This is a genomic window from Rubrivivax benzoatilyticus JA2 = ATCC BAA-35 (genome assembly GCF_000190375.1).
GTDB classification, from domain to species: Bacteria; Pseudomonadota; Gammaproteobacteria; order Burkholderiales; family Burkholderiaceae_C; genus Rubrivivax; species Rubrivivax benzoatilyticus.
Genome location: NZ_AEWG01000027.1, coordinates 1 through 26304, shown reverse-complemented (window position 1 = coordinate 26304; position 26304 = coordinate 1). Strand labels below are relative to the sequence as shown.

General features: G+C 72.7%; 22 protein-coding genes, 2 tRNA genes, 1 pseudogene and 2 riboswitches. Of the genes and pseudogenes, 16 read left to right on the top strand and 9 right to left on the bottom strand.

Going from position 1 to position 26304, the window contains the following annotated elements; genetic code table 11:
* Positions 1-2 precede the first annotated feature (2 nt).
* Complete coding sequence (locus RBXJA2T_RS02590) at positions 3-491, bottom strand: SET domain-containing protein (RefSeq protein WP_029718853.1); 489 nt, start codon at positions 489-491, stop codon at positions 3-5.
* 98 nt (positions 492-589) lie between these two features.
* On the opposite strand from RBXJA2T_RS02590, the gene RBXJA2T_RS02585 reads away from it, so the two are divergent.
* Together RBXJA2T_RS02585 and RBXJA2T_RS02580 are read left to right on the top strand one after the other, a co-directional pair.
* The gene (locus RBXJA2T_RS02585; protein ID WP_009855757.1) at positions 590-3184 is read left to right on the top strand and encodes a DNA topoisomerase III; all 2595 of its coding nucleotides are present in this window, start codon (positions 590-592) and stop codon (positions 3182-3184) included.
* Entirely contained in the window at positions 3181-3492 is a 312-nt protein-coding gene (locus tag RBXJA2T_RS02580; protein ID WP_009855756.1) for a DUF167 domain-containing protein, read from the top strand. Before RBXJA2T_RS02585 ends, RBXJA2T_RS02580 begins: the two co-directional genes overlap by 4 nt.
* A gap of 1 nt (position 3493) precedes the next feature.
* Here RBXJA2T_RS02580 and RBXJA2T_RS02575 read toward each other — a convergent pair whose 3' ends face one another.
* A complete protein-coding gene (locus RBXJA2T_RS02575; protein ID WP_009855755.1) occupies positions 3494-4111 on the bottom strand; it encodes a LysE/ArgO family amino acid transporter in 618 nt (205 codons plus the stop codon).
* A gap of 92 nt (positions 4112-4203) precedes the next feature.
* Between RBXJA2T_RS02575 and RBXJA2T_RS02570 the strand changes: the two genes are divergently transcribed.
* From RBXJA2T_RS02570 to RBXJA2T_RS02560, 3 genes are all read left to right on the top strand, one after another.
* Positions 4204-4671, top strand: coding sequence for an Lrp/AsnC family transcriptional regulator (locus tag RBXJA2T_RS02570; protein ID WP_029718854.1), 468 nt, complete (start codon positions 4204-4206; stop codon positions 4669-4671).
* Between the two features lie 178 nt (positions 4672-4849).
* Positions 4850-6133, top strand: coding sequence for a glutamate-5-semialdehyde dehydrogenase (locus RBXJA2T_RS02565; RefSeq protein ID WP_009855753.1), 1284 nt, complete (start codon positions 4850-4852; stop codon positions 6131-6133).
* A 4-nt stretch (positions 6134-6137) separates the two neighbouring features.
* Positions 6138-6683, top strand: coding sequence for a LemA family protein (locus tag RBXJA2T_RS02560; RefSeq protein ID WP_009855752.1), 546 nt, complete (start codon positions 6138-6140; stop codon positions 6681-6683).
* Position 6684: 1 nt separating this feature from the next.
* On the opposite strand, the gene RBXJA2T_RS02555 is transcribed toward RBXJA2T_RS02560, so the two are convergent.
* Both RBXJA2T_RS02555 and folE read right to left on the bottom strand, forming a co-directional pair.
* A complete protein-coding gene (locus tag RBXJA2T_RS02555; RefSeq protein ID WP_009855751.1) occupies positions 6685-7110 on the bottom strand; it encodes a BLUF domain-containing protein in 426 nt (141 codons plus the stop codon).
* Between the two features lie 10 nt (positions 7111-7120).
* Positions 7121-7870 (bottom strand): GTP cyclohydrolase I, encoded by a 750-nt coding sequence (folE, locus tag RBXJA2T_RS02550; RefSeq protein WP_009855750.1) that lies wholly within the window; start codon positions 7868-7870, stop codon positions 7121-7123.
* Between the two features lie 91 nt (positions 7871-7961).
* On the opposite strand from folE, the gene rsmB reads away from it, so the two are divergent.
* The 6 genes from rsmB to RBXJA2T_RS02520 all read left to right on the top strand — a co-directional run bounded on the left by rsmB (position 7962) and on the right by RBXJA2T_RS02520 (position 13081).
* On the top strand, positions 7962-9293 hold the full coding sequence (rsmB, locus tag RBXJA2T_RS02545; RefSeq protein WP_230764692.1) for a 16S rRNA (cytosine(967)-C(5))-methyltransferase RsmB: 1332 nt from the start codon (positions 7962-7964) through the stop codon (positions 9291-9293).
* A 19-nt stretch (positions 9294-9312) separates the two neighbouring features.
* Entirely contained in the window at positions 9313-9891 is a 579-nt protein-coding gene (locus tag RBXJA2T_RS02540) for a DUF4390 domain-containing protein (RefSeq protein ID WP_009855748.1), read from the top strand.
* Positions 9888-12179, top strand: coding sequence for a sensor histidine kinase (locus RBXJA2T_RS02535; RefSeq protein WP_009855747.1), 2292 nt, complete (start codon positions 9888-9890; stop codon positions 12177-12179). Before RBXJA2T_RS02540 ends, RBXJA2T_RS02535 begins: the two co-directional genes overlap by 4 nt.
* Positions 12180-12188: 9 nt before the next feature.
* On the top strand, positions 12189-12902 hold the full coding sequence (locus RBXJA2T_RS02530) for a response regulator (RefSeq protein WP_029718855.1): 714 nt from the start codon (positions 12189-12191) through the stop codon (positions 12900-12902).
* A 26-nt stretch (positions 12903-12928) separates the two neighbouring features.
* Positions 12929-13004: transfer RNA gene (locus RBXJA2T_RS02525), tRNA-Phe, on the top strand.
* A gap of 1 nt (position 13005) precedes the next feature.
* Positions 13006-13081: transfer RNA gene (locus RBXJA2T_RS02520), tRNA-Gly, on the top strand.
* Between the two features lie 58 nt (positions 13082-13139).
* Here RBXJA2T_RS02520 and RBXJA2T_RS02515 read toward each other — a convergent pair.
* From RBXJA2T_RS02515 to RBXJA2T_RS02495, 5 genes are read right to left on the bottom strand one after another with little or no spacing between them, the layout of a single operon-like run.
* The gene (locus RBXJA2T_RS02515) at positions 13140-13886 is read right to left on the bottom strand and encodes an ABC transporter ATP-binding protein (RefSeq protein WP_029718856.1); all 747 of its coding nucleotides are present in this window, start codon (positions 13884-13886) and stop codon (positions 13140-13142) included.
* 2 nt (positions 13887-13888) lie between these two features.
* The gene (locus RBXJA2T_RS02510; protein ID WP_029718857.1) at positions 13889-14863 is read right to left on the bottom strand and encodes a FecCD family ABC transporter permease; all 975 of its coding nucleotides are present in this window, start codon (positions 14861-14863) and stop codon (positions 13889-13891) included.
* Positions 14860-15789, bottom strand: a complete 930-nt coding sequence (locus RBXJA2T_RS02505; RefSeq protein WP_009855743.1) for an ABC transporter substrate-binding protein — start codon at positions 15787-15789, stop codon at positions 14860-14862. Before RBXJA2T_RS02505 ends, RBXJA2T_RS02510 begins: the two co-directional genes overlap by 4 nt.
* A complete protein-coding gene (locus tag RBXJA2T_RS02500) occupies positions 15783-17915 on the bottom strand; it encodes a TonB-dependent receptor (RefSeq protein ID WP_237704847.1) in 2133 nt (710 codons plus the stop codon). The genes RBXJA2T_RS02505 and RBXJA2T_RS02500 overlap by 7 nt, the downstream gene beginning before the upstream one ends.
* Before the next feature lie 31 nt (positions 17916-17946).
* Entirely contained in the window at positions 17947-18729 is a 783-nt protein-coding gene (locus RBXJA2T_RS02495) for a class I SAM-dependent methyltransferase (RefSeq protein ID WP_009855741.1), read from the bottom strand.
* A gap of 66 nt (positions 18730-18795) precedes the next feature.
* Positions 18796-19021: riboswitch (cobalamin riboswitch) on the bottom strand.
* 35 nt (positions 19022-19056) lie between these two features.
* Positions 19057-19315: riboswitch (cobalamin riboswitch) on the top strand.
* A gap of 170 nt (positions 19316-19485) precedes the next feature.
* Here RBXJA2T_RS02495 and RBXJA2T_RS02490 point away from each other — a divergent pair.
* The 5 genes and pseudogenes from RBXJA2T_RS02490 to RBXJA2T_RS02470 all read left to right on the top strand — a co-directional run.
* Positions 19486-20136, top strand: a complete 651-nt coding sequence (locus RBXJA2T_RS02490; protein ID WP_009855740.1) for an energy-coupling factor ABC transporter permease — start codon at positions 19486-19488, stop codon at positions 20134-20136.
* Between the two features lie 11 nt (positions 20137-20147).
* The gene (gene cobO, locus RBXJA2T_RS02485; RefSeq protein WP_009855739.1) at positions 20148-20717 is read left to right on the top strand and encodes a cob(I)yrinic acid a,c-diamide adenosyltransferase; all 570 of its coding nucleotides are present in this window, start codon (positions 20148-20150) and stop codon (positions 20715-20717) included.
* Positions 20718-20742: 25 nt separating this feature from the next.
* Positions 20743-21768 (top strand): annotated as a pseudogene (gene cobW / locus RBXJA2T_RS02480) (cobalamin biosynthesis protein CobW); the annotation flags it as partial.
* A complete protein-coding gene (gene cobN / locus RBXJA2T_RS02475; RefSeq protein WP_009855737.1) occupies positions 21768-25547 on the top strand; it encodes a cobaltochelatase subunit CobN in 3780 nt (1259 codons plus the stop codon). The pseudogene cobW and the gene cobN, both read left to right, overlap by 1 nt.
* On the top strand, positions 25544-26304 hold a 761-nt coding region (locus tag RBXJA2T_RS02470; RefSeq protein WP_009855736.1), incomplete at its 3' end, for an AAA family ATPase. The genes cobN and RBXJA2T_RS02470, both read left to right, overlap by 4 nt.

The following is a 26304-nucleotide window of genomic DNA, read 5'->3' as shown; positions in this document are numbered from 1 at the left end:
GGTCAGCGGCGTTTGGGTGCGAGCATCGTGCCGCGGCAGTTCGGGCTGCCGCAATGGCAGGCGTATTCCTTCTTCAGCCTGGCGGTGTAACGCTCGTCGATCACCAGGCCGTAGTCGTAGAACAGCTCCTCGCCGGGCTGGATGTCGCGCAGCGCGTCGATGAAGACGCGGCCATCGTCGAGCTGCTGGGCCTCGCAGTTCGGGTCGCAGGCGTGGTTGATCCAGCGCGAGGCGTTGCCGCCGACGTTGGCGTCGATGACGTGCTCGTCATCGACGTGGAAGTAGAAGGTGTGGTTGGGCTGCGCCGGGTCGTGCGGGTGGCGGCGCAGCGCCTCGGGCCAGTCGATCAGCTCGCCCTTGTATTCGATCAGCCGGGTGCCCGCGGCGATGGCCTGCAGCGCGAAGACACCCTTGCCGTGCACCCCGCTGCGCCGCACCTGGATGCGCCGCGAATCGCTCTTTGGCGCCGCCGGTTGCACGGTCTTATTCATTGGGTACATTGAAATTACAGGGGCGCGCGCGTGTGTGCGTGCGCGCGAAAGACGGCGGATTGTAGGCACGGCTTGCGTCGCCGTGAGCCAAGGCAGACATGACCAAGACTCTCATCATTGCGGAGAAGCCCAGCGTCGCGCAGGACATCGCGCGAGCGCTGACGCCGGTGGCCGGCAAGTTCGAAAAACACGCCGACCATTTCGAGAACGACCAGTACGTCGTGACCTCGGCGGTCGGCCACCTCGTGGAGATCAAGGCCCCCGAGGCCTACGACGTCAAACGCGGCAAGTGGAGCTTTGCCCACCTGCCGGTGGTGCCGCCGCATTTCGAGCTGGCGCCGATCGACAAGTCCAAGTCGCGGCTGTCGGCGGTGGTCAAGCTGGTCAAGCGCAAGGACGTCACCGACCTCGTCAACGCCTGTGACGCGGGGCGCGAGGGCGAGCTGATCTTCCGCCTGATCGTCCAGTACGCCGCGGCCGGCAAGCCGTTCAGCAAGCCGATCCGCCGCCTGTGGCTGCAGAGCATGACGCCGCAGGCCATCCGCGACGGCTTCGACAAGCTGCGCAGCGACGAGCAGATGCAGGGCCTGGCCGACGCCGCGCGCAGCCGCTCCGAAGCGGACTGGCTGGTCGGCATCAACGGCACGCGCGCGATGACGGCCTTCAACTCGCGCGACGGCGGTTTCTTCCTCACCACGGTGGGCCGGGTGCAGACGCCGACGCTGTCGATCGTCGTCGAGCGCGAGGAGAAGATCCGCAAGCACGTCGCACGCGACTACTGGGAGGTGCGCGCCGCCTTCGACGCCCAGGCCGGGCAGTACGAGGGCAAGTGGTTCGACCCGAAGTGGAAGAAGAACCCCGACGATGCCGAAGCGCGTGCCGACCGGCTGTGGAACGAAGCGGATGCCCAGGCCATCGCCGCCGCGGTGCGCGGCCAGCCGGCCACCGTCACCGAGGAGGCCAAGCCCAGCTCGCAGAGCAGCCCGCTGCTGTACGACCTGACGACGCTGCAGCGCGAGGCCAACTCGCGCTTCGGCTTCTCGGCCAAGACCACGCTGTCGATCGCCCAGGCGCTGTACGAGAAGCACAAGGTGCTGACCTACCCGCGGACCGACTCGCGCGCGCTGCCCGAGGACTACGTCGGCGTCGTCAAGCAGACCTTCGCGATGCTTGCCGATGAAGAGCTGCCGGGGCCGCTGGCGGCGCTGTCGCAGCATGCGCGCAAGGGCCTGGACGCCGGCTACGTGAAGCCGACCAAGCGGGTCTTCGACAACACCAAGGTCTCGGACCACTTCGCCATCATCCCGACGCTGCAGGCCCCGAAGAGCCTGACCGAGATCGAGGCCAAGCTCTACGACCTGGTCGTCAAGCGTTTCATCGCCGTGTTCTATCCGGCGGCCGAGTACATGGTCACGACGCGCATCAGCAAGGTCGCGGTGGCCGAGGCGACGCACCACTTCCAGACCAACGGCAAGGTGCTGGTCAATCCGGGCTGGCTGGCCGTCTACGGCAAGGAAGCCCAGGACGAGGACGCCAACCTCGTGCCGGTGACGCAGGGCGAGACCGTGCGCACCGAGGGCGTGGACGTCAAGCAGCTGAAGACCAAGCCGCCGGCGCGCTACACCGAGGCGACGCTGCTGTCGGCGATGGAAGGCGCGGGCAAGCTGATCGACGACGACGAGCTGCGCCAGGCGATGGCCGAGAAGGGCCTGGGCACGCCGGCCACGCGCGCCGCGATCATCGAAGGCCTGATCCTCGAGAAGTACATGCTGCGCGAGGGCCGCGAGCTGCAGCCCACCGCCAAGGCCTTCCAGCTGATGACGCTGCTGCGCGGCCTGGCGATCGAGGACCTGACCAAGCCCGAGCTGACCGGCAACTGGGAGTACCAGCTGTCGCAGATGGAGCACGGCAAGCTGAGCCGAGAGCGTTTCATGGCCGAGATCGCCAAGATGGCCGAGCGCATCGTCAAGAAGGCCAAGGAGTACGACCGCGACACGATCCCCGGCGACTACGCGACCTTGTCGACGCCGTGCCCGAACTGCGGCGGCGTGGTCAAGGAGAACTACCGCCGCTTCGCCTGCACCGGCGCCGCCGGTTCGCCCGAGGGCAGCGGCTGCGGCTTCAGCATCACCAAGCTGCCGGCCGGCCGCACCTTCGAGGTCGCCGAGGCCGATGCGCTGCTGCGCGACAAGCGCCTGGGCCCGCTGGACGGCTTCCGCTCCAAGGCCGGCTGGCCGTTCAGCGCCGAGCTGCGCATCGTGCACGACGACGAGATCGGCAACTGGAAGCTGGAGTTCGACTTCGGCGACGACGACAAGCCTGCCGAAGGCGAGGGCGAGCCGGTGGACTTCAGCGGCCAGCAGAGCCTGGGCCCGTGCCCGAAGTGCCGCAGCCACGTCTACGAGCACGGCAGCAGCTACGTCTGCGAACACGCCGTCGGCGCGCACACGACCTGCGACTTCAAGAGCGGTGCCGTGATCCTGCAGCAGCCCGTCACCCACGAGGAGATGACGCGCCTGCTGACCACCGGCCGCACCAAGCTGCTCGAGGACTTCGTCTCGAACAAGACCAAGCGCAAGTTCAAGGCCTTCCTCGTCTACGACGCCAAGGAAGGCAAGGTCGGCTTCGAGTTCGAGCCGCGTGCCGCGCGGCCGCCGGCGAAGAAGGCGCCGGCACGCAAGACCGCGGCGTGAACGGCGCGCCGCCGTGCCTGAGTGCGGCCGGCGCGGCGGCCAGCCGGCTGCGTGTGGCGGTCGTGCCCAACGCGCGCCGCACCGGCGCCGACGGGCTGCACGACGGCGCGCTGCGCGTGCGACTGAACGCACCGCCGGTCGACGGCAAGGCCAACGAGACGCTGCTCGCCTGGCTGGCCGACGAGCTGGACCTGCCCAAGCGCGCGGTGCGGCTGACGCACGGCCAGACCGGCCGGCGCAAGACGATCGAGCTCGACGCCGCGCCCGAGGCCGTGGCGGCCTGGCTGGCGCGCGTGCTCGGCGCCTGAATCAGCGCGCCAGCGCCGCCAGCTGCCAGAGCGCGAAGCCGGCGAGCAGCGCCGCCGACGCCAGGTTCACCCGGTGCTGCCAGCGCGCGTCGAAACGTGTGCGCAGCCGGCCCACCGCGCCGGCCAGGATGAACCACCACAGCGCCGAACCCGCCGCGACGCCGGCCACCATCACCCACGGCGAGGCGACCGCGCTGCGCCCGGCCAGCGCGCCGAAGACGGCGATGAAGGACAGGATCGTCGTCGGGTTGGCCAGCGTCAGCACGAAGGTGCCGGCGAACAGCCGCGCCAGCGGCGCGCGTTCGCCGGGGCCGCCGTCGCGCCGCGCCGGCGGCTGGCGCGCGATGCGCCAGGCCATCCACAGCAGCAGCGCCGAGCCGCCGCCGGCCAGCAGCGTGCGCTGCTCGACGAGGAAGGTGATCAGCGCCGTGACGCCGAAGGCGCCGACGGCGCCGTAGATCGCGTCGGCGACCGCCGCGCCCAGCCCGGTGGCGATGCCGGCGGCCGAGCCGTACTGCAGCGTGCGCTGGATCGCCAGCAGGCCGATCTGGCCCACCGGCGCGGCGATCGACAGGCCGATCGCGGCGGATTGCAGAAAGAGGGTGAGTTGCGGGTCCACGGCTTCATTGTGAGAAGCTGCTGGCGCTCGATCCAGATGATTCTTCAGGTGGTCTGGTTGCTTGTAGTTGAAATTTCAGGCCAAACTGCTGCATGACTGAAAACGTGCTCGACGACAAGGCCTGGAAGCTGCTGCTCGCGCTGCAGCGTGACGGCCGCGCGCCGCTGAAGGTGCTGGCCGAAGCCGCCGGGCTGTCGATCCCGGCCACCGCCGAGCGGCTGAAGCGCCTGCAGGACGCCGGCGTCGTGCGCGGCGTCGTCGCCGACGTCGACGCGGCGCGCGCCGGCTACACGGTGCGTGCGATCGTCGGCCTCACCGTCGCCGGCCAGCCGGCGAAGAAGGCCTTCCTCGAGCAGATCGGCCGTGCCGCCGAGGTGCTGGAGTGCCACCACGTCGCCGGCGCCGATTCCTACCTGCTGACCGTCGTCGCCGCCGACCTGCCGGCGCTGGAGGCCTTCCTCGGCTCGATCAACGCCTGGGGCGAGACACGCACCCAGATCGTGTTCTCGACGCCGATCCCGCGCCGCGGCCTCGTGCCGCCGGGCACGCTGCGCGGCTGATTTCGATCTGGGGTCAGATCTGGGGTCAGGTCTCTGCGGCCAGGGGGTCAGGTCTCACGAGACCTGACCCCGCCTGCTCCTCGAGACCTGACCCCTGCGAGACCTGACCCCGCCTGCTCGCGCGAGACCTGACCCCGCCCCGAGGTGCCGCCGGCGCATTGCGGGACAATCCCGCGCCATGAACCCGACCGACGACATCGCCGCCTACATGGACCGCGTCGGCGCCGCCGCGCGTGTGGCCGCCACCGCGATGGCGCGTGCCGGCTCCGCCGCCAAGGACGACGCGCTGCGCCGCCTGGCTGCCGCGCTGCGCGCCAACCTCGGCCCGCTGCAGCAGGCCAACGAACTCGACCTCGCCGCCGCGCGCGCCGCCGGGCTGGCCGAGCCGATGGTCGACCGGCTCAAGCTCACGGCCAAGGTCGTCGAGACGGTCGCCGAAGGCTGCGAGCAGATCGCCGCGATGCCCGACCCGATCGGCGAGATCAGCGAGCTGCGTCGCCGCCCGACCGGCATCTCGGTGGGCCGCATGCGCGTGCCGCTGGGTGTCTTCGGCATGATCTACGAGAGCCGCCCGAACGTGACGATCGAGGCCGCGTCGCTGGCGATCAAGAGCGGCAACGCCTGCATCCTGCGCGGCGGCTCGGAGGCGCTGCACTCCAACCTCGCGCTGTGGAAGCTGGTCCAGGGCGCGCTGGTCGACGCCGGCCTGCCGGCCGACGCGGTGCAACTCGTCGAGACCACCGACCGCGCCGCGGTCGGCCGGCTGATCACGATGCCGCAGCACGTCGACGTCGTCATCCCGCGCGGCGGCAAGGGCCTGATCGAACGCATCGCCGCCGAGGCGCGTGTGCCGGTCATCAAGCACCTGGACGGCAACTGCCACGTCTACGTCGACGCCGAGGTCGACCTGGAGCAGGCGGTCACCGTCACCGACAACGCCAAGACGCAGAAGGTCAGCCCCTGCAACGCGACCGAGTCGCTGCTGGTGCATGCGGCGCAGGCCGCGGCCTTCCTGCCGCGCATCGGCGCCGTCTTCGCCGCCAAGGGCGTCGAGATGCGCTGCTGCCCGGCGGCCAAGGCGATGCTCGCCGCCGTGCCCGGCGCGCGCGTCGTCGACGCCACCGAGGCCGACTGGGACACCGAGTACCTGGCGCTGGTCATCAGCATCAAGGTCGTCGCCAGCCTCGACGAGGCCATCGCCCACGTCAACCGCCACGGCTCGCACCACACCGACACGATCCTGACGACGAACCACCCGAACGCGATGCGTTTCCTGCGCGAGGTCGACTCGGCCAGCGTGATGGTCAACGCCAGCACGCGTTTCGCCGACGGTTTCGAGTACGGGCTGGGTGCCGAGATCGGCATCTCGACCGACAAGTTCCACGCCCGCGGCCCGGTCGGCCTGGAGGGCCTGACCTCGCTGAAGTGGATCGTGCTCGGCCAGGGCGAGATCCGGCGCTGACGCCGTGTCCTCCGGGCAGATCCTCGTGCTGGCCCTGGCGGCCGTGCTCGTGTTCTGGATGGTCGGTGCCTACAACCGGCTGATGGCGCTGCGCACGGCGATCGCCGCGGCCTGGCAGCAAGTCGCCGAGGCGCTGGCGCGCCGCGGCGAGGCGGCGCAGGCCCTGGCCCAGGCGCTGCGCGAGCCGATGGCCGGCGAAGCCAAGGCGCTGGACGCGCTGCTCGCCGCCGAGGCCCAGGTGCGCGAGGCCGCCGACGCGCTGGGCGCACGCCCGGTGCGGCTGGAAGCGGCGCTGGTGCTGGTCAAGGGCGAGGCGGCGATGGGCGCCGCGGCCAGTCGCGTGCTGGCGCTGCTGGAGCAGCACCCGCTGCTGAAGGTCGAGCCGGCGATCGCCGAGCAGGCCGCGGTGCTGGCCGACGGCGGCTCGCGGCTGGCCTTCGCGCGCCAGCGTTTCAACGAAGCCGGCGCCGCCTACGACGAGGCGATCGCCGAGTTCCCGACGCGGCTCTTGATCCGGCTGTACCGCTTCGGCCCCGCCGGGCGGCTCTGACTCAGGACTGGCCGACGATGGCCGCGGTGGCCACCAGTTCGTCGAACAGCGCCTTGCTGACCTGGCCCGAGACGGCGTAGGGGTCCAGCGTCGCGGTCTCCGAGTACTTCAGCAGCAGCGCCGGGTTCAGCCGCGCCACGCTGACCTGGCCCATCGACCAGCCGGCGAAACGGCGTTCGGCGATCTCCTCGTAGACCAGGATCTCGACCTCGGTGTGGCGCGGGTCGCCGACGATGCGTGCGTACAGGCGGTTGACGGCGCTGCGGCCGCCTTCGAGCACCTGCACGAAGATGCCGTCGGAGTAGCACAGCACCCCGGTGATGCCGAGCGCCGGGTTCTGCGCGCGCGAGGCGCGCAGGATGGCCTGCAGCTCCTCGGGGTCCAGCGCCGGCACGGCGCGGCTGACGTACATGAGGCGGACGAGCATCGCGGGCCTTTCAGTCTTGCTTGCGCGGCAGCAGCGAGAGGAATTCGCGCCGCAGGTTCGGGTCCTTCAGGAACGCGCCGCGCATCACGCTGTTGACCATCGCGCTGTCGGTGTCCTTGACGCCGCGCCAGTGCATGCAGAAATGGTCGGCTTCCATGACGATGGCCAGGCCGTCGGGGCGCACACGCTCCTGCAGCTCGTTGGCGAGCATCGTCACCGCCTCTTCCTGGATCTGCGGGCGGCTCATGATCCAGTCGGTGATGCGGGCGTACTTGGACAGCCCGATCAGGTTGCTGTGCTCGTTGGGCAGCAGGCCGATCCAGACCTTGCCGAAGATCGGGCACAGGTGGTGGCTGCAGGCGCTGCGCACGGTGATCGGGCCGACGATCATCAGCTCGTTCAGGCGCTCGGCGTTCGGGAACTCGGTCACCGACGGCATCGGGTGGAAGCGGCCGCGGAAGACCTCGTCGATGTACATCTTGGCCACCCGCTTGGCCGTCTCCTGCGTGTTGTGGTCGCTCTCGGTGTCGATGACCAGCGCGCGCAGCAGCTCCTCCAGCTTGGCCTGGACTTCCTTCTTCAGCTCGGGCAGCTCGCCCTCGCGCACGAAGTCGGCGATGTTGTCGTTGGCGTGGAAGCGCTTGTCGGCGCAGACCAGGCGGTAGCGGATGCGCTCGGACACCGGCATCGAGGCCAGTTCCTCCTCGCTGCGCAGCAGGCGCGGCGGCGTGGACTCCGGGAGCGGGACGGTCTTGGCCATGGGGATGGGCGGGCCGGTCGGCCGGGGGCGAAGGGAGCCGGTATTGTGCGGCGCGCTTCGTCGGCGTGCAGGCTCCGCTTAGACTGCCCTGGTGACCACTCCGACTTCGTCCGTGCCGCTGTCGCGGCTGCTCGATCTGACCGCCGACGCCGTGCACGCGGTGCGCCAGGGCCGCTCGCTGACCGACGTGCTGGCGCGTGTGCCGCCCGACGCCCGCCCAGGCGTGCAGGCGCTCAGCTTCCACGTCATGCGCTGGCTCGGCAGTGCCGGCGAGGCGCGCGCGCTGATGGCACCGAAGTCGCCGCCGCCGCACGTCGAGTCGCTGCTGCTGACGGCGCTGGCGCTGCTCTGGCCGACCGGCGAGCCCTCGCCCTATGCCGACCACACGCTGGTCGACCAGGCGGTGCACGCCGCCCACCAGCGCACGCCGGTGGCCGCCGGCTTCATCAATGCCGTGCTGCGCCGCTTCGTGCGCGAGCGCGACAAGCTCGCTGCGGCGGCGCGCCACCAGCCGCTGGGCGCGTTCAACCACCCGCTGTGGTGGATCGAGCGCGTGCGCCACGACTGGCCGACGCAGTGGCAGGCGCTGCTGCAGGCCTCGAACGTGCATCCGCCGTTCACGCTGCGTGTCAACCGCCGCCGCGGCAGCGGCGAGGCCTACGTGCAGCGCCTGGCGGCCCAGGGTCGAGCCGCGACGCTGGTCGACGACGCGGCGCTGGGCGGCCAGGCCGTCGTGCTGGCCGAGCCCTGTCCGGTGACGCAGCTGCCCGGTTTTGCCGAAGGCGAGGTCTCGGTGCAGGACGCGGCGGCGCAGCGTGCGGCGCCGCTGCTCGTCGGCGACGGGCTGCCGGCCGGCGCGCGTGTGCTCGACGCCTGCGCCGCTCCGGGCGGCAAGACCGGGCACCTGCTCGAGCTGGCCGATCTCGACGTGCTGGCGCTGGACAGCGACCCGGTGCGCCTGGCGCGTGTGCAGGAGAACCTGAACCGGCTGCAGCTGCAGGCCACGCTGCGCGCCGGCGACGCCCGCGACACCGCACGCTGGTGGGACGGCCGGCCCTTCGACGCCATCCTGCTCGACGCGCCGTGCAGCGCCGCAGGCATCGTGCGCCGCCACCCCGACGTGCGCTGGCTGCGCCGCCCCGACGACATCACCGCGCTGGCGCGGCTGCAGGGCGAGATCCTCGACGCGCTGTGGCCGCTGCTCGCGCCCGGCGGCCGCCTGGTCTACGCCACCTGCTCGCTGTTCCGCAGCGAGGGGGCCGAACAGATCGACGCGTTTTTGCAACGCCACGCCGACAGCGGCGCGAGCCTGGATCCGCTGTCGCCCGGGCACCTGCTGCCGCTGGCCGACAATCCCTCGCAGCCGTCGGCGCGCCAGGCGCTGCACGACGGCTTCTACTACGCCCTCGTCCACAAGGCCTGACGCCCGAGCACCACCCGTCATGCGATCGCCGCCGGTCCGCCGAAGACTGCTGCTGGGCCTGGGGCTGTGGGCCGTGCTCGGCTGGCTCGGCCTGGGGGCCGCGCCGGCACGGGCCCAGGGCGTCGAGCTGATCCAGCTGCAGTCCGGCCGCAGCGACGGCGCGCTGACGCTGGAGTTCGCCGCCCGCGTGACGCTGCCCAAGGCCGTCGAGGACGCGATGGCACGCGGTGTGCCGGTCTACTTCGTCGCCCAGGCGACGCTGCGGCGTGACCGCTGGTACTGGCGCGACGAGCGTGTGGCGCGGGTCTCGCGCAGCTGGCGCGTCGTCTACCAGCCGCTCACCTCCAGCTGGCGTGTCGGCCTGGGCGGCCTGAACCAGACCTACGCGACGCTGGCCGAGGCGATGGCCGCGGTCACGCGCAGCGCCGGCTGGCGCATCGCCGAGCTGTCGCAGCTCGAGCCGGGCAAGGACTACTACATCGAGTTCAGCTGGCGGCTCGACACCAGCCAGCTGCCCAGCCCGATGCAGATCGGACTGGGCGGCCAGGCCGACTGGGCGATCGGCGCGGAGCGCGAGTTGCCGGTCGAGCTGCCATGAACCGTCCGGCGCGCTGGATCTGGATCGTCGCGCTGGTCGCGGGCATCGGCGCGGCGCTGGTGCTGGCCTTCGTGCTGTCGCTGTCGACGGCCGGCGGCGGCTTCTACGAGCGCCACTTCGTCTGGCTGTTCTGGGTCAACGCGGCGGTCGCGGCGCTGCTGGTGCTGGTCATCGGCGTGGCGGCGGTGCGCCTTGTGCTGCGGCTCAAGCGCGGCAAGTTCGGCAGCCGGCTGCTGATCAAGCTGGCCGGCATCTTCGCCCTCGTCGGCGTGCTGCCGGGCCTGGTGATCTATGCCGTGTCCTACCAGTTCGTCTCGCGCAGCATCGACGCCTGGTTCGACGTCAAGGTCGCCGGCGCACTGGACGCCGGGCTGGCGCTGGGCAAGACGACGCTGGACGCGCTGCAGGCCGACGTCGCCGGCAAGGCGCGCCTGGCCGCCGAGCGGCTGGGCGACTCGCGCCAGCCGTCGCCGCTGGTGCTCGAACGCCTGCGCGAGCAGACCGGGGTGCGCGAGATCGCGCTGCTCAACCACAGCGGCCAGATCCTTGCCACGGCCGGTGTCGCGCCGGGCTCGTCGCCGCCGGAGCGGCCGCCGACGACGCTGCTGCGCCAGGCGCGCTCGCTGGGCGTGGCCAGCCAGATCGAGGGCCTGGATGACGAGGCGCTGAGCGCCAGCGACGGCGCCGGCGGGGCGCCGCGCCTGCGTGCGCTGGCGCTGCTGCCCGACGCCAGCATCCGCCTGTCGCCCGGCGACGACCGCTTCCTGATGGTGGTGCAGCCGCTGCCACGCAAGCTGGCGGTCGACGCGCTGGCCGTGCAGGCCGCACACGGCGAGTACCAGCAGCGCGCGCTGGCGCGCGACAGCCTGTCGCGCATGTACATCGGCACGCTGACGCTGGCGCTGATCCTCGCCGTCTTCGGCGCCGTGCTGCTGGCCATCCTGCTGGGCAACCAGCTCGCGCGGCCGCTGCTGCTTCTGGCCGACGGCATGCGCCAGGTGGCCGCCGGCGACTTGAAGCCCAAGCCGGTGTTCGCCTCGGGCGACGAGCTCGGCGGGCTGACGCGCTCGTTCGCCGACATGACGGCGCAGCTGGCCGACGCGCGCGAGCAGGTGCAGCGCGGCGTCGACCAGCTCGAAGGCGCGCGCACCCGGCTGCAGACCATCCTGGACACGCTGACCGCCGGCGTCATCGTCTTCGACCGCGAAGGCTGCATCGACACCGTCAACCCGGGCGCGACGCGCATCCTCGGCCTGTCGGTGGCCGCCTGGCGCGGCCGCCACCTGGGCGAGCTGCCCGAACTCGAGGGTTTCGCACGCAGCGTCGAGCAGCGTTACGAGCAGCTCGCCGACCGCAGCGAACTCGGCGGCGACCACTGGCAGGACGCGTTCGAGCTCGCGCGCCCCGAAGGCGTGACCCTGACGCTGCTGGTGCGCGGCGCACCGCTGCCCGGCGAGCAGCGGCTGATGGTCTTCGACGACATCACCGAGGTCGTCTCGGCGCAGCGTTCGCAGGCCTGGGCCGAGGTCGCGCGGCGGCTGGCGCACGAGATCAAGAACCCGCTGACGCCGATCCAGCTGTCGGCCGAGCGGCTGCAGCACCGGCTGGAGAGCAAGCTCGAGGGCAGCGACCAGGCGCTGCTGCTGCGCTCGGTGGCGACCATCGTCGCCCAGGTCGACGCGATGCAGCGCCTGGTCAACGAGTTCCGCGACTACGCCCGGCTGCCGGCCGCGCAGATGAAGCCGCTGGACCTGAACGCCCTGGCCAACGAGGTGCTGGCGCTGTACGGCCAGGCGCACGATCGCGGCCAGCTCGTCGTGCGTCTGACCGAGCCGCTGCCGCGCATCCTGGGCGACGCGACGCAGATCCGCCAGGTCATCCACAACCTGGTGCAGAACGCGCTGGACGCGGTGTCCGAGCGTGCCGACGGCCGCGTCGAGATCGGCACCGCGCGCTCGTTGGGCGACAACGGCGAGCTGCGTGCGGTGCGGCTGTTCGTGCAGGACAACGGCCCCGGGTTCCCGGACAAGGTGCTCAAGCGCGCCTTCGAGCCCTACGTCACGACCAAGGCCAAGGGCACCGGTCTCGGGCTGGCGGTCGTCAAGAAGATCGCCGACGAACATCACGCGCGGCTGCGGGCCGTCAACATGCACTTGGACGACGCCCCGGAATCCCCGGTGACCGGGGCCCGAGTTTCGCTATCATTTTCCTTACTCGCACCTGCGCCGAACCCCGAGACCGACGGCGGTCCGGCCACCGCTTCCGGTGACGCAACACAGGTGCTTTGACCTCAGCGCATGGCAACGATTCTGGTAGTGGACGACGAGCTGGGCATTCGCGCCCTGCTCTCGGAGATCCTCAGCGACGAAGGCCACACGGTCGAGCTGGCGGAAAACGCGGCTCAGGCACGCCAGGTGCGCGAGGCCTTGCGCCCCGACCTCGTGCTGCTGGACATCTGGATGCCCGACGTCGACGGCATCTCGCTGCTCAAGGAGTGGGGCACGAGTGGGCTGCTGACGATGCCGGTCATCATGATGAGCGGCCACGGCACGATCGACACCGCGGTCGAGGCCACCAAACACGGGGCCGTCGCCTTCCTCGAGAAGCCGATCACGCTGCAGAAGCTGCTGCGCGCCGTCGAGCAGGCGCTGGTGCGCCCGGGCCAGCGCCTGGCCGCGGCCGGCGTCGCGCCGGGCGGTGCCCGCGAGCCGCTGCCGGCGTCGAGGCCGTTCCTCAACGGCAGCCCGGCCCTGGTGTCCACCGGTGTCGCGGCTGCGCCGGTGCCGGCGGTGCCCCCGGGGCCGCGCCCCGAGCAGAGCTTCGATCTCGACCGCCCGCTGCGCGAGGCGCGCGACGCGTTCGAGAAGAGCTACTTCGAGTTCCACCTCGCCAAGGAAGGCGGCTCGATGACGCGCGTGGCCGAGAAGACCGGCCTCGAGCGCACCCACCTGTATCGCAAGCTCAAGCAGCTGGGTGTCGATCTCACGCGCAACAAGCGTGGCGTTTCCTGAAACCTGTGCTATAGTCGCGGGCTCTTGGCCTGGTAGCTCAGTTGGTAGAGCAGCGGATTGAAAATCCGCGTGTCGGTGGTTCGATTCCGCCCCAGGCCACCAAGCGGGATTAGCTCAGTTGGTAGAGCGATACCTTGCCAAGGTATAGGTCGAGAGTTCGAGCCTCTTATCCCGCTCCAAGATTCGAGGGCCCGGTTTCGTAAGAAGCCGGGCCCTTTGTCTTTTCCGCGACCCGCTTCAGCTCTCGGCCGTGAAGAAGCTCTGGCGGCCCAGGTCGCAGCGCGCCACGGCGCTGCCGTAGGCCTGGCTCAGCGAAGCGCTGCTCAGCACCTCGTCCGGATGGCCGGCGGCCAGCACGCGGCCGCCTGCCAGCAGCGTCACGTGGTCGCAGTAGCGTGCCGCCAGGTGCAGGTCGTGCAGCACCACCAGGACGGCGGCGTCGGCGGCGTCGGCGGCGCAGGCGCGCAGCAGGCGCATCAGCTGGTGCTGGTGCGGCAGGTCCAGGTGCGCGGCCGGCTCGTCGGCCAGCAGCAGCGGCGGGCGGTGCGCGATCGCGCGCGCCAGCGCGGCGCGCGCCGCCTCGCCGCCGGACAGCGTGTGCAGCCGGCGCCGCATCAGCGGCCCGAGTTCGCAGGCCTCGATCAGCGCCGCGTCCGGCGGCGCCAGCGCCAGCTGCAGCAACTCCTCGACCGTCAGGTCCCAGTGGCTGTGCGTCTGCTGCGGCAGGTAGCCGATGGCCTGGGCCAGCGCGCGCGGCTTCCAGGCGGCCAGCGGGCGGCCGAGCAGGCGCACCTCGCCGGCGTGTGCCGGGCGCAGGCCGATCAAGGCCTGCAGCAGCGTGCTCTTGCCGGCGCCGTTGGCGCCGACCAGCGCGAACAGGCCGCGCGCCGGCCACGACGCGGTGATGCCGAGCAGCAGCGTGCGCGCGCCGGCTCGCACTTCCAGCCCGTGCGTCGCCAGGGCCGGCGATGTCGTCGTGTCCATCGTCACTCCCGCCGTCTCAGCAGCAGGCCCAGGAAGAATGGCCCGCCGACCAGCGCCGTCAGCAGCCCGGCCGGGATTTCGCTGGGCGCCAGCGCCGCGCGGGCGATCAGGTCCACCAGCACCATCGCCGTGCCGCCGGCGAGCACGCAGGCCGGCACCAGCCGGCCGTGCAGCGGCCCCAGCCACCAGCGCAGCAGATGCGGCACCACGAGGCCGACGAAGCCGATCAGCCCGCCCCAGCAGACCGCCAGCGCGGTGGCCAGCGCCGCCAGCAGCACCGCCTGCGCGACCAGCCGCGGCACGCGCACGCCCATGCCGTGCGCCGCCTGTTCGCCCAGGCCGAGCGCGTCCAGCCCGAAAGCCAGCCGCCGGGCGCCGGCGGCCAGCAGCACCAGCAGCGGCACGAAAGCCGCGCACTGCGCTGCGGTCGGTGTCTGCACGCCGCCCAGTTGCCAGGAGATCAGCGCGCGCAGATTGGTCGACTCGTCGCCGAAGAGCATCAGCAGCAGCCCGCGCAGCGCCGATAGGATGGCCGCCAGCGCGACGCCGGCCAGCAGCAGCCGTGCCGGCTGCCAGCCGCCGCCGGCGCGGCCGACGGCCAGCACCAGCCAGCTTGCGCCCCAGGCACCGGCGAACGCCAGCAGCGGCAGCGACCAGCCTGGCGGCAGCCACTGCGGCAGCAGCAGCGCGATGGCCGCGCCCACCGCGGCGCCCGAGGCGCTGCCCAGCAGATAGGGTTCGGCCAGCGGGTTGCGGAACACGCCCTGGAACAGCAGCCCGGCCAGCGCGAGGCAGGCGCCGACGAAAAACGCCGCGGCGACACGCGGCGCGCGCCACACCCAGACCAGGTCGTGCATCAGCCCGTCGCCGCCCAGCCACTGCGCCGGCGCCACCCAGGCCGCGCCGCCGCTGAGCGCCAGCACCAGCGCCACCAGCAGCGCCGCGGCCAGCAGCGGCATCGCCTGCCGCGCCCTCATGCCGCCGCTCCGAAGGCCTGCGGATGCAGCGCGCGGGCGTAGGCCAGCACGGCCTCGGTCTGGCGCGGCCCGGGGATCAGGAAATGGCTGCGCGGCAGCACGACGACGCGCCCTTCGCGCACCGCGCGCAGCCGCGACCAGCCCGGCCGGGCCGCGATCTCCTCGGCCGGCCGTGGCACGGCCTGCAGCGACACGATGACCTCCGGGTCACGCAGCAGCACCGCCTCGGCGCTGACCTGCTGCGCGCCGGCCAGGTCGGTAAAGACGTTGCGCCCGCCGGCGCAGGCCAGCGCGTCGTCGGCGTAGTGCCCGCGGCCGACGGTCTGGTAGGCGCCGCGTGCGGCGGCCGCGGTCTCCAGGTACACGCTCGGCTGTGGCCGGCCCTGCCAGGCCTGGCGGATGGCCGCCAGCGCGCCGTCGAAACGCGCCAGCAGCGCCGCCGCGGCGGCTTCGCAGCCGGTGGCGCGGCCGACGAGGTCGATGTTGCGCCGCACCGCCGCCAGGTCCGGATGCGCCAGCACCAGCACCGCGACGCCGGCGCGCTCGAATGGCTCGACGAGGCCCAGCGCGCTGCCGTGCGACGGCGTCAGCACGATCAGGTCGGGCTTCAGCGCCGCCAGCGCCTCGGGCGAATAACCCAGCGCGCCGCCGACCGACGGTTTGGCCAGCGCCGCCTCGGGATATCGCACGCGGCCGCCGATCGCCGCGACACGCGCCTCCAGCCCGAGCGCAAAGACGATCTCGATGTTGCTCGGAAAGATCGCGACGATGCGCTGCGGCGGCGCGGCCAGCCGCAGCCTGCGCCCCAGCGCGTCGACGACGCTGCGCGGCCAGGTGTCCGCGGCCTGTGCCTCGCGCCCGGCACAGCACAGCGCGGCACCCGCCAGCAGCGCCCGCCGCGCCGGCGACGAAGGCCCGCTTACCACTGCGCCTTCAGCCGCAGGAACAGGCTGCGCGGCGTGCCGAAGCAGCCTGCTTCCTGCGACGAGAAGTCGTCGGCGATGTACTCGACGTCGGCGAGGTTGTCGACGCCGGCCTGCACCGACAGCCGCGGCGTCGCCTGCCAGGTGACGGCCGTCGCCAGCAGCGTGTACGACGGCAGGATCTGCGAGTGCTCGACGTTGTCGCGCAGCGGACGGCGGCCGACGTGGTTGGCGCTGCCCGTCCACTGCCAGTCGCCTTGCGACCAGGCGAGGCCGGCGCCGGCGATGTGGCGCGCCGACATGCGCATGCGGTTGCCGGCGTAGTTCGGCCCCGGGTTGCCGGCGCTGTCATAGGTCGGGAAGTCGCGCAGCCGCGCGTCCTGCCAGGTGTAGTGGGCGTAACCCGACCAGGCCGCCGACAGCCGCGCGCGCAGCAGCGTCTCCAGCCCGCGCACGCGCGAGCTGGCATTGGTGAAGATGAAGCTGTCGGGCCCGGTGCGAAACGATCGCTGGCCGTCGGTCTTGTCGGCCTGGAACAGCGCCACCTGGTAGCTCCAGCGGTCGTCGAGCGCGCGGCCCTTGGCGCCGATCTCGAGGCTGCGCGTGACTTCCGGGCGCAGCAGCGCCGGCACGACGACACCCGAGCGCGTGTTCAGCGCCACGGCCTGCGGCCGGAAGCCTTCGGCCCAGTTGGCGAACAGCGCGTTCTCGCTCGCCGCCGAGGCCGCGTAGCGCCAGTCGGCGCCCAGCCGCGGGCTGGTGCGGCTGGCCTCCTGGTGCGCCTGCACGGTGGTGCCGCTGCGCCGCAGCGTCTGCTCGAAGCGGTCGTGGCGCAGGCCGGCGCTGAGGCTCAGCGCGCCGATGTCGATGCGGTCCTGCAGGTACAGGCTGCGCACGCGCTGGTCGAAGCGCGAGTCGGTCACCGGGCCGCGGATGCCGCGCGGATCGCTGCCGACGTTGCTGACCGGCGTGTCGTAGTCGGGGCCGCGATAGGTCGGTGCGCCGCTGAACGACGGCGAGGCCTGGTCCTGCCAGCCGGACTCGAGGTTCAGCCCGAGCTGCAGCGCGTGCCGTGTCACACCGAGTTCGGCCTTGGCGTTCAGCGTGAACTCGTGGAACAGCCCGCGGTCCTGGGTGTCGGTCTCCGACCAGCCCTTGGTGACGGCGGCCGGCGGCGGCACGATGGTGATGCCGCCCTGGAACAGGCGGTCGTAGCGCGCCATGCTGCTCAGGTGCTCGAAGCTGATCGCCGGCGTCAGCCGCACGCGGTTGCGCCAGGCCAGGCTCAGGTACTCGCCGTCGACGTGCGCGCCGGGGATGCCGTAGTTGTCCTCCGGGGCTATGCCGAACATCGGATGGCCGTCCTTCAGCGGCACGATCGAGCCGCGTTTGGCGTTCACCTGGCTGGAAAAGAGCTGCACGCTGCTGGCCCAGTCGCGGGTCATCGCCAGCTCGCCGCCGACGCTGGCCGTGGCCTGGTCGCGCGGCGTGCCGTCCTGGAAGCCGTCGACGCGGCTGTAGGCGGCGCCCACCGACAGATGGCCGCGTTCGCCGTCCCAGCGCTGGCGCAGGCCGAGGTCGCGGCGGCCGAAGCTGCCCAGCGTCGCGCGCGCGCTGCCGCCTTCGGCCTCGGGTTCGATGAACATCTGCACGACGCCGCCGATCGCGTTGCGGCCGTACAGCGCCGAAGCCGGGCCCTTGATGAACTCGATGCGCTCCAGCAGGTCGGGCGCGACCAGCGTCAGGTCGGCGTTGCCTTGCAGCAGGCGCAGCGGCACGCCGTCGATCAGCACCAGCACGTCCTGGGTGTCGCGCAGGCCGCGGGTCTCGAAACGCGTGAAGTAGTTGCCCTGGGTGCCGTGCTGCAGCCCGGGCACGGCGCGCAGCGCGTCCTCGAGCGTGCGCGCGCCGACGGCGTCCATCTCGTCGCGGCCGACGGCGTAGGTGCAGAACGGCAGATCCAGCGGGTCTTCGGCGACGCGTGTCGCGGTGACGACGCGGCGCTCGGCGGTGATCTGCACCGTCTCGACGGCCTCGCTCTGGGCCTGGGCGGCGGCCGGCAGCAGCAGCGCCAGCACGGCAGGGCGCCAGTGGCGCGACGGTGATCTTTCCTGTGGCTTCATCTTCATCGTCTCTTCTTCTGGAGGGAGGGAAACAGGGTCAGTCGCGGTGCCAGAGCAGCACCGCGCTGCGTTTGGCGCAGCCCAGGCGCAGGCCGCGGCGGCCGGGCCGCGCCGAGGCGGCGACCTGGGCCAGCACCTGCGGCCGGCGTTCGTCGCCGGGCAGCAGACGCAGGCGCTCGATGACGTGCGCCTGGGCCGCGGCCAGCGACTCGAAACACACCTCGTAGCGCCAGTCGGCGAAGTGCAGCGCCTGCGGCGCGCGTGTGGGGCCCAGTGCGGCGAGCACACGTTCGACGACCGGGCGCGTGTCGGCGCCGTGCAGTTCGGGCGTCAGCACGCCGGCCAGGCAGAAAGTCGCCGGCCCGGCCTGCGCCGGCACGACCCAGGCCATGCAGCGGCGCCAGCGTGTGGCCATCGCGTCGTGGAAGGCGGCGGGTTCACGCTGCGCCGGCGGCAGGTGCGCGGCCAGCAGCGTGTCGGCGGCGACGGCGGGCTCGAGCTGCGTCCAGTCGACGGGCGACAGCTCCAGACGGATGCCGCGCACGGCCAGCGCCGGTCGCCGCGCGAGCAGCCGGCGCTGCATCTCGGGCTGTGGTTCGACGGCGTGCCAGCGCGCGCCGGGCGCGAGCATGCGGCGGCTGAGCACGCCGCTGCCGGCCCCGATGTCGAGCAGATCGGGCAGCAAGCGCGGCAGCAGCGGCAGCACGGCGCGGGCGTAACCCGAGCGCACGATGGTGTGCGCGTAGAACGCGGCTTCGGCCTCGCCCCAGGCGCTGGGCGTGGCGGCGTCGGGCCGGAGTTCCGGCGCGTTGGAAGACATGGGAATACCGGCGTACGCGCCCTGGCCGCTTCCCCGCAGCCTGGCGCCTTACGGCCTGCCGCTCGCGCGGCACGCCACCTCGTTGGCCGGTATCCGGGCTGGCGAAGACGACCCGTGTGTCCTTCCCAGGAGACGACTCCCAGTGGCTTCGACACGAGCTGGGGCCGGTGAGGCCCCGTCCGCTTACCGTTGCGGGGGCAGCTCAGGTTGGGGGCACGAGGCCCCTCCCTGATTCCCGTTGAACTGCATCCACCGGAGGGTGGGCGCGAGCACCAACGGCCGGCATCATAACCAGCGCCGCCGGCGGCCCCGCCGCGAGACCTGACCTGTATCATGCGCCGCGTTGGTGCTCGCCGAGGCTTTCCGCCGAGGCAGTTCAACGGGAATCAGGAAGGGCGAGGCCGTCACGGCGCGAGCCCCAACCTGAGCTGCCCCCGCAACGGTAAGCGGACGGAAAGACGGCTTCGTGCCGGCTCTTCCGGCCCGTGACACGGCCACTGGGACGGCGGCGCGCCAGCGTCGCCACCGGGAAGGCGTCACGGACAGGTCCGCCAGCCCGGATACCGGCCAACGAGGTGGCGTGCCCGCGCGAGCGGCGCGCCGTGTAGCGCCAGCCGCGGGGAAGCGGCCGGGCGCGCCGAACCCGTCTCACGTTTTCCGAGCCGTCCCTTCCCAGCGCGTGCCGTGTCGCCGCGCCCGAGCCGTCGTGCGGCGGCGGGCCGCCGTCGTCGCGCCGTCTCGACCCAGGAGCACCCGATGCACATCGAACCCGGCGTCCTCGCCCAGACCAAGATCCTCGCCGCCAACGTCGCCGCCAGCGGCGTGCTGCTGGCGCACCTGCCGGCGCTCGCCAGGCGCCCGGCGCTGTGGCTGCGCACGCTGCTCGCGGCGGTGTTCTTCTCGCTGTTCATGCAGTCCTTCCACATGGCCGTCGGCCCGTCGGAGCTGCACTTCATCGGCGCGATGCCGATCTACCTGCTGCTGGGTTACCTGCCGACGCTGTTCGGCTTCGCGCTCGGCCTCGCGCTGCAAGGCCTGCTGTTCGAGCCGCAGGACCTGCTGCACTTGGCGGTGAACACGCTGTCGCTGGTCGTGCCGCTGACCGCGGTTCACTTCGGCATCGGCCGCCGTCTGTCGGCCGCGCAGGTCAGCGAGGCGCGAGTCGCCACGGTGCTGCGCCTGGACGCCGCCTACTACGCCGGCGTCACGGCGATGGTCGGCTTCTGGCTGGCCATCGGCCAGGAAGCGACGCCGCTGGCCGACTGGGCGCGTTTCGCTTCGTCCTACCTCGTGCTGGTGGCGCTGGAGCCGGTGTTCACGCTGCTGATCGTGCGCGCCGTGCGCCGCTGGCGCGAAGCCGGCTGGGCGCGCGCCTGCCTGGACGAGCGGCTCACCGCCGCCGCCTGACGGACGGCACCATGCAGATCGAAACGCCCCCGTTCGATCGCGACAAACCGCGCCCTCAGGGCGAACGCCGGGGGCTGGTGATCGTGCACACCGGGCCGGGCAAGGGCAAGAGCACCGCCGCCTTCGGCCTGGCGCTGCGCGCCCACGGCCGCGGCAAGGCGGTGAAGATCTTCCAGTTCATGAAAGTGCCCTCGGCACGGTTCGGCGAGCACCGGCTGTTCGAGCAGCTGGGCATCCCGATCGAAGGCCTGGGCGACGGTTTCAGCTGGAAGAGCCGCGACCTGGGCCACTCCGCCGAGCTGGCGCGTGCCGGCTGGCACCGCGTGCGCGACACGGTGCTGTCGGGTGCGCACTTCCTCGTCGTGCTCGACGAGGTGATGGCGCCGCTGCGCTACGGCTGGATCCCGCTGGACGAGCTGCTCGCCTGCCTGCGCGCGCGCCCGCCGCAGGTCAACGTGCTGCTGACCGGGCGCGGCGCGCCGCCGGAGCTCATCGAAGCCGCCGACACCGTCACCGAGATGACCAAACTGAAACACCACTACGACGCCGGCGTGCCTGCACAGCGCGGCATCGAGGACTGAACCCATGCACAAGATCCCCGCGACCATCGTCACCGGCTTCCTCGGCGCCGGCAAGACGACGCTGCTGCGCCACCTGCTGACGAACGCCGGCGGCCGCCGCATCGCCGTCATCGTCAACGAGTTCGGCGAACTCGGCATCGACGGCGAACTGCTGCGCGGCTGCGGCATCGGCTGCGACGAAGAAGGCCGCGACGACGGCAACCTCGTCGAACTGGCCAACGGCTGCCTGTGCTGCACGGTGCAGGAGGAGTTCGCGCCGGTGATGGAGCGCCTGGCCGAGCGCCGCGAGCGCATCGATCACCTCGTCATCGAGACCTCGGGCCTGGCCTTGCCCAAGCCGCTGGTGCAGGCCTTCCAGTGGCCGACGCTGCGCCACGCGTTCACGGTCGACGCCGTCGTCACCGTCGTCGACGCGCCGGCGGTGGCCGAAGGCCGTTTCGCCGACGACCCGCAGGCCGTCGACCTCCAGCGCCGCGCCGACGACAACCTCGACCACGAGTCGCCGCTGGCCGAACTGTTCGAGGACCAGCTCGCCACCGCCGACCTCGTCGTGCTGAACAAGACCGACGTGCTCGACGCCGCGGCGCTGGCCGCCGTCGAGGCCCAGGTGCGCGCCGGTGCGCCGGCGGCCGTCAAGCTGCTCGCCGCGCAGCACGGCCGCCTGGCGCCTGACGTGCTGCTGGGCCTGGGCCGCGCCGTCGAGGACGCGATCGACGGCCGCCACACGCACCACGACGAAGAAGAGGACCACGACCACGACGAGTTCGACTCGGTCGCGCTGACGGTCGAGGTGACGGACCGCGAGCGCCTGCTGCAGGCGTTGGCCGCGCTCGTCGCGCGCCACGAGATCTACCGCGCCAAGGGCTTCGTCGCGCTGCCCGGCGCGGCGATGCGCCTCGTCGTGCAAGGCGTCGGCGCGCGCCTGGACAGCCACTTCGACCGGGCCTGGCGCGCGGGCGAGGCACGTGTCTCGCGTCTGGTGCTGATCGGCGCCGGGCTCGACGCCGCCGTGCTGCAGGCCGAGCTGCAGCAGGCGCTGGCCGCCGGCTGATGCACCTGCTGTCGACACGCGCCGCCGGCCTCGTCGACGACGACGGCCGCGGCGTCGTGCGCCTGGCGCAGACGCCGGGCGAGATCGTCGTGCTCAGCGCCGCCGACAGCACGCTGGCGCTGCTGGCCGACACCGCCGCGGCGCTGCCGGCCGGCTTCCCCAGCGTCCGCCTGGCCAACCTGATGGCGCTGCGCCAGCCGGCCTCGGTCGACCTCTACGTCGACGAGGTGCTGCAGCACGCACGCGCCGTCGTCGTCGATCACCTCGGCAATGCCGCCGACTGGGCCTATCTCGTCGAACAGGCCGGGCGCACGGCGCGCCGGCGCGGCCAGTGGCTGGCGCTGTTCTCGGGCGACTTCGGCGAAGACCCGCAGCTGCTCGCGCGCTCCACCGCCGCCGCCGACGACTGCCGCCTGCTCTGGCGCTGTCTGCGCGACGGCGGGCCGGCGCAGGCCGAGGCCTTCTTCGCGCTGATCGCGCACGCCGCCTTCGGCCGCGGCGAGCGCCCTTCGCTGCCCGAGCCGCTGCCTTGTGCGCTGCCTTATGTGCCGCGCGACGCCGCCGCCTGGCCTGCGCGCCCGGCCGGCGCGCCGGTGGCGCTGCTGGTCTTCTACCGGGCCCATCTGCAGTCGGGCAACACGGCGGTCTTCGACGCCCAGCTCGCGGCGCTGGCCGCCGCCGGGCTGGAGCCGCTGGCGCTGGCCGTCGACACGCTGAAGAACGCCGAGAGCCTGGCGCTGCTGCGCACGCTGGCGGCGCGCCACGCGGTCGATGTCGTGCTCAACGCGACGGCGTTTGCGCTCGGCGGCGCCGGTGCCGGTTTCGAGCCGCTGGCCGGCGACGCGCCGGTGCTGCAGCTGCTGCTGGCCGGCAGCACACGCGAACGCTGGGCCGAAGACCCGCACGGCCTGGCGCCACGCGACCTGGCGATGCAGGTCGTGCTGCCCGAGGTCGACGGCCGCATCGCGACGCGCGCGATCAGCTTCAAGGGCGTGGCCTGGCGCTGCGAGCGCACCGAGATCGACGTCGTGCGCTACCAGCCCGAACCCGAGCGCATGGCGTTCGTCGCCGAGCTGGCGCGGCGCTGGTGCCGGCTGCGCCACGTGCCGCCGGCCGATCAGCGCCTGGCGCTGGTGCTGGCCAACTACCCGAACGACGACGCGCGCCTGGCCAACGGCGTCGGCCTGGACACGCCGGCCTCGACGCTGCTGATCCTGCAGGCGCTGCACGAATCGGGTTACGCCGTCGGCGCGCTGCCGCCCGACAGCGAGGCGCTGATGCAGACGCTGGCCGCCGGCGTCACCAACGACATCGAGGCTAACGACGTGCGCCCGGCGGCGCAGAGCCTGGCGCTGGCCGACTACCGTGCCGAGTTCGAGCGCCTGCCGGCCGTCTGCCGCGACGCCGTGCTCGCGCTCTGGGGCGCGCCCGAGGCCGACCCGATGATGCGTGCCGGGCGCTTCATGATCCCGGGGCTGCGCCTGGGGCGCGTCTTCGTCGGCATCCAGCCGGCGCGTTCGCGCGGGCCCGACCTGCTGGCGCGTTATCACGACGCCGACCTCGTGCCGCCGCACGCCTACCTGGCGTTCTATTTCTGGCTGCGCCGCCACTGGGCGGCCGACGCCGTCGTGCACGTCGGCAAACACGGCAACCTGGAGTGGCTGCCGGGCAAGAGCGTCGCGCTCGGCGAAGCCTGCTGGCCCGACCTGCTGCTCGGGCCGATGCCGCACCTGTACCCGTTCATCGTCAACGACCCCGGCGAAGGCTGCCAGGCCAAGCGCCGCACGCAGGCGGTCATCGTCGACCACCTGATGCCGCCGCTGACACGTGCCGAGTCCTACGGCGCGCTGCTCGACATCGAACGCACGATGGACGAGTACTACGAGGCGCTGGCGCTGGACCCGCCGCGCGCGCGCCGGTTGCGCCAGGTGCTGCTCGGCCAGGTGATCGGCGCCGGGCTGCACCGCGAACTGGGCTTCGACGCGCCCGAAGACGACGGCCAGCGCGAGGCGCTGCTGCGCCGCCTCGACGCCTTCCTCTGCGAGCTGAAGGAAGCGCAGATCCGCGACGGCCTGCACGTCTTCGGTCGCTCGCCCGAAGGCCGGGCGCGGCGCGACACGCTGCGGGCGCTGGCGCGTTTCGAGCGCGGCGCCGCGCCGGGCGACGCCAGCCTGCTGCGCACGCTGGCCGCCGACCTGGCGCTGGGCTTCGACCCGCTCGCGCCCGACTGGGCCCGGCCCTGGGACGGCCCGCGCCCGGCGCTGCTGCTGTCGCTGGCCGACACGCCCTGGCGCCACGCCGGCCACACACGCGAGCGCCTGGAACTGCTGGCCGAACGCCTGCTCGAAGCGCACGCGCTGCAGCCTGGCGCGCCGGCCGCCGACGCCGACGCCTGGCCGCAGACCGCGCCGGTGCTGGCCGCGCTGCGCGACGTGCTGGCGCCGCGGCTGGACGCCTGCGGCGCCGAGGAGATGCGCCAGCTGCTGCGTGGCCTGGGCGGCCGCGTCGTGCCGCCCGGGCCCAGCGGCGCGCCGTCGCGCGGCCGTGCCGACACCTTGCCGACCGGGCGCAACTTCTACGCCGTCGACACACGCGCCGTGCCCACCGTCGCCGCCTGGACCACCGGGCGCGCCGCCGCCGAGCGCCTGGTCGAACGCCATCTGCAGGACCACGGCGCGCTGCCGGCCACGGTCGGCCTGTCGGTCTGGGGCACGAGCACGATGCGCTCCGGCGGCGAGGACCTGGCCCAGGCGCTGGCGCTGCTCGGCGCGCGGCCCAAGTGGGCCGCCGGCAGCGGCCGGGTGCTCGACGTCGAGCTGCTGCCGGTGGCGGTCCTCGGCCGGCCGCGCATCGACGTCACGCTGCGCGTCTCGGGTTTTTTCCGCGACGCCTTCCCGAACCTGATCGAACTCTTCGACGCCGCGGTGCGCGCCGTCGCCGCGGTGCCGGCCGAAGACGAGAGCGACGACGAAAACCCGGTGCGCGCGCGCGTGCAGCGCGAGGCGCTGGCGGCGCGCCAGGGCGGTCTCGACGACGAGGCCGCGCTGCGCCAGGCCAGCGGGCGTGTCTTCGGCCCGCGCCCCGGCGGCTACGGCGCCGGGCTGCAGGAGCTGATCGCCGGCCGGCGCTGGCAGGGCCGTGGCGACCTGGCCGAGGCCTATCTGCGCGCCGGCGCCTACGCCTACGGCGGCGGCCGCGACGGCGAGGCGGCGCGTGCCGCGCTCGAGACCCGGCTGCGCGGCCTGGACCTGGTGGCGCACAACCAGGACAACCACGAGCACGACCTGCTCGACTCCGACGACTACTACCAGTTCCAGGGCGGCATGGCGGCCGCCGTCGAGGCGCTGCGCGGCCACGCGCCGGCGCTTTACCACGGCGACCTGAGCGTGCCCGGCGCGCCGCGTGTGCGGCCGCTGCGCGAGGAGATCGCGCGTGTGCTGCGCGCCCGCGCCGTGAACCCGAAGTGGCTCGAAGGCATCCGCCGCCACGGCTACAAGGGCGCGTTCGAGATCGCGGCGACGGTGGACTTCCTGTTCGCCTTCTCGGCCACCACCGGGCTGGTCGAGGACCACCAGTACGCCTTGGTCGCCGACGCCTATCTGCACGACGAGACGACACGCGAGTTCCTGCTGCGCCACAACCCCGAGGCGCTGCGCGCCGTCGGCGAGCGCCTGCTGGAAGCGATGCAGCGTGGCCTGTGGCGCGAGCCCGGGGCCGAACGCGAGCGCATCGCCGCGCACCTGCTGGCGCTGGAGCAGCGCCTGGAAGACAACGCATGACCGCCCCATCCGAACTCCCCGCCTACCCGTTCAGCGCCCTCGTCGGCCAGCCGCGGCTGCAGCAGGCGCTGCTGCTGGCCGCCGTCGACGAAAGCCTGGGCGGCGTGCTGATCAGCGGCCCGCGCGGCACCGCCAAGTCGACCGCGGCACGCGCGCTGGCGGCGCTGCTGCCCGGCGCGCCCTTCGTCACGCTGCCGCTGGCGGCCAGCCTGGAGCAGCTGGTCGGCACGCTGGACGTCGAGGATGCGCTGCGCGACGGCCGGCTGCGTTTCAAGCCCGGCCTGCTGGCGCGTGCCCACGGCGGCGTGCTCTACGTCGACGAGGTCAACCTGCTGCCCGACGCGCTGGTCGACGCGCTGCTCGACGCCGCCGCCAGCGGCGTGCACACGGTCGAGCGCGACGGCATCTCCGAGCGCCACGCCTCGCGTTTCGTGCTCGTCGGCACGATGAACCCCGAGGAAGGCGAGCTGCGGCCGCAGCTGCTCGACCGCTTCGGCCTGTCGGTGACGATCTCCAACCCGGCCGACGTCGGCGCGCGCCAGGCGATCCTGCGCGCCCGTCTGGCCTTCGACCGCGACCCGCAGCGTGTGCAGGCCGAACACGCCGCGCACGACGCCGCGCTGGCGCGGGCGATCGCCGCCGCGCGCGCACGGCTGGATGCGGTCGAACTCGGCGACGCCGCGCTGGCGCGCGCCGCCGACCTGGCGCATGCCGCCGGTGTCGACGGCCTGCGCGCCGACCTCGTGATGCTGCGCGC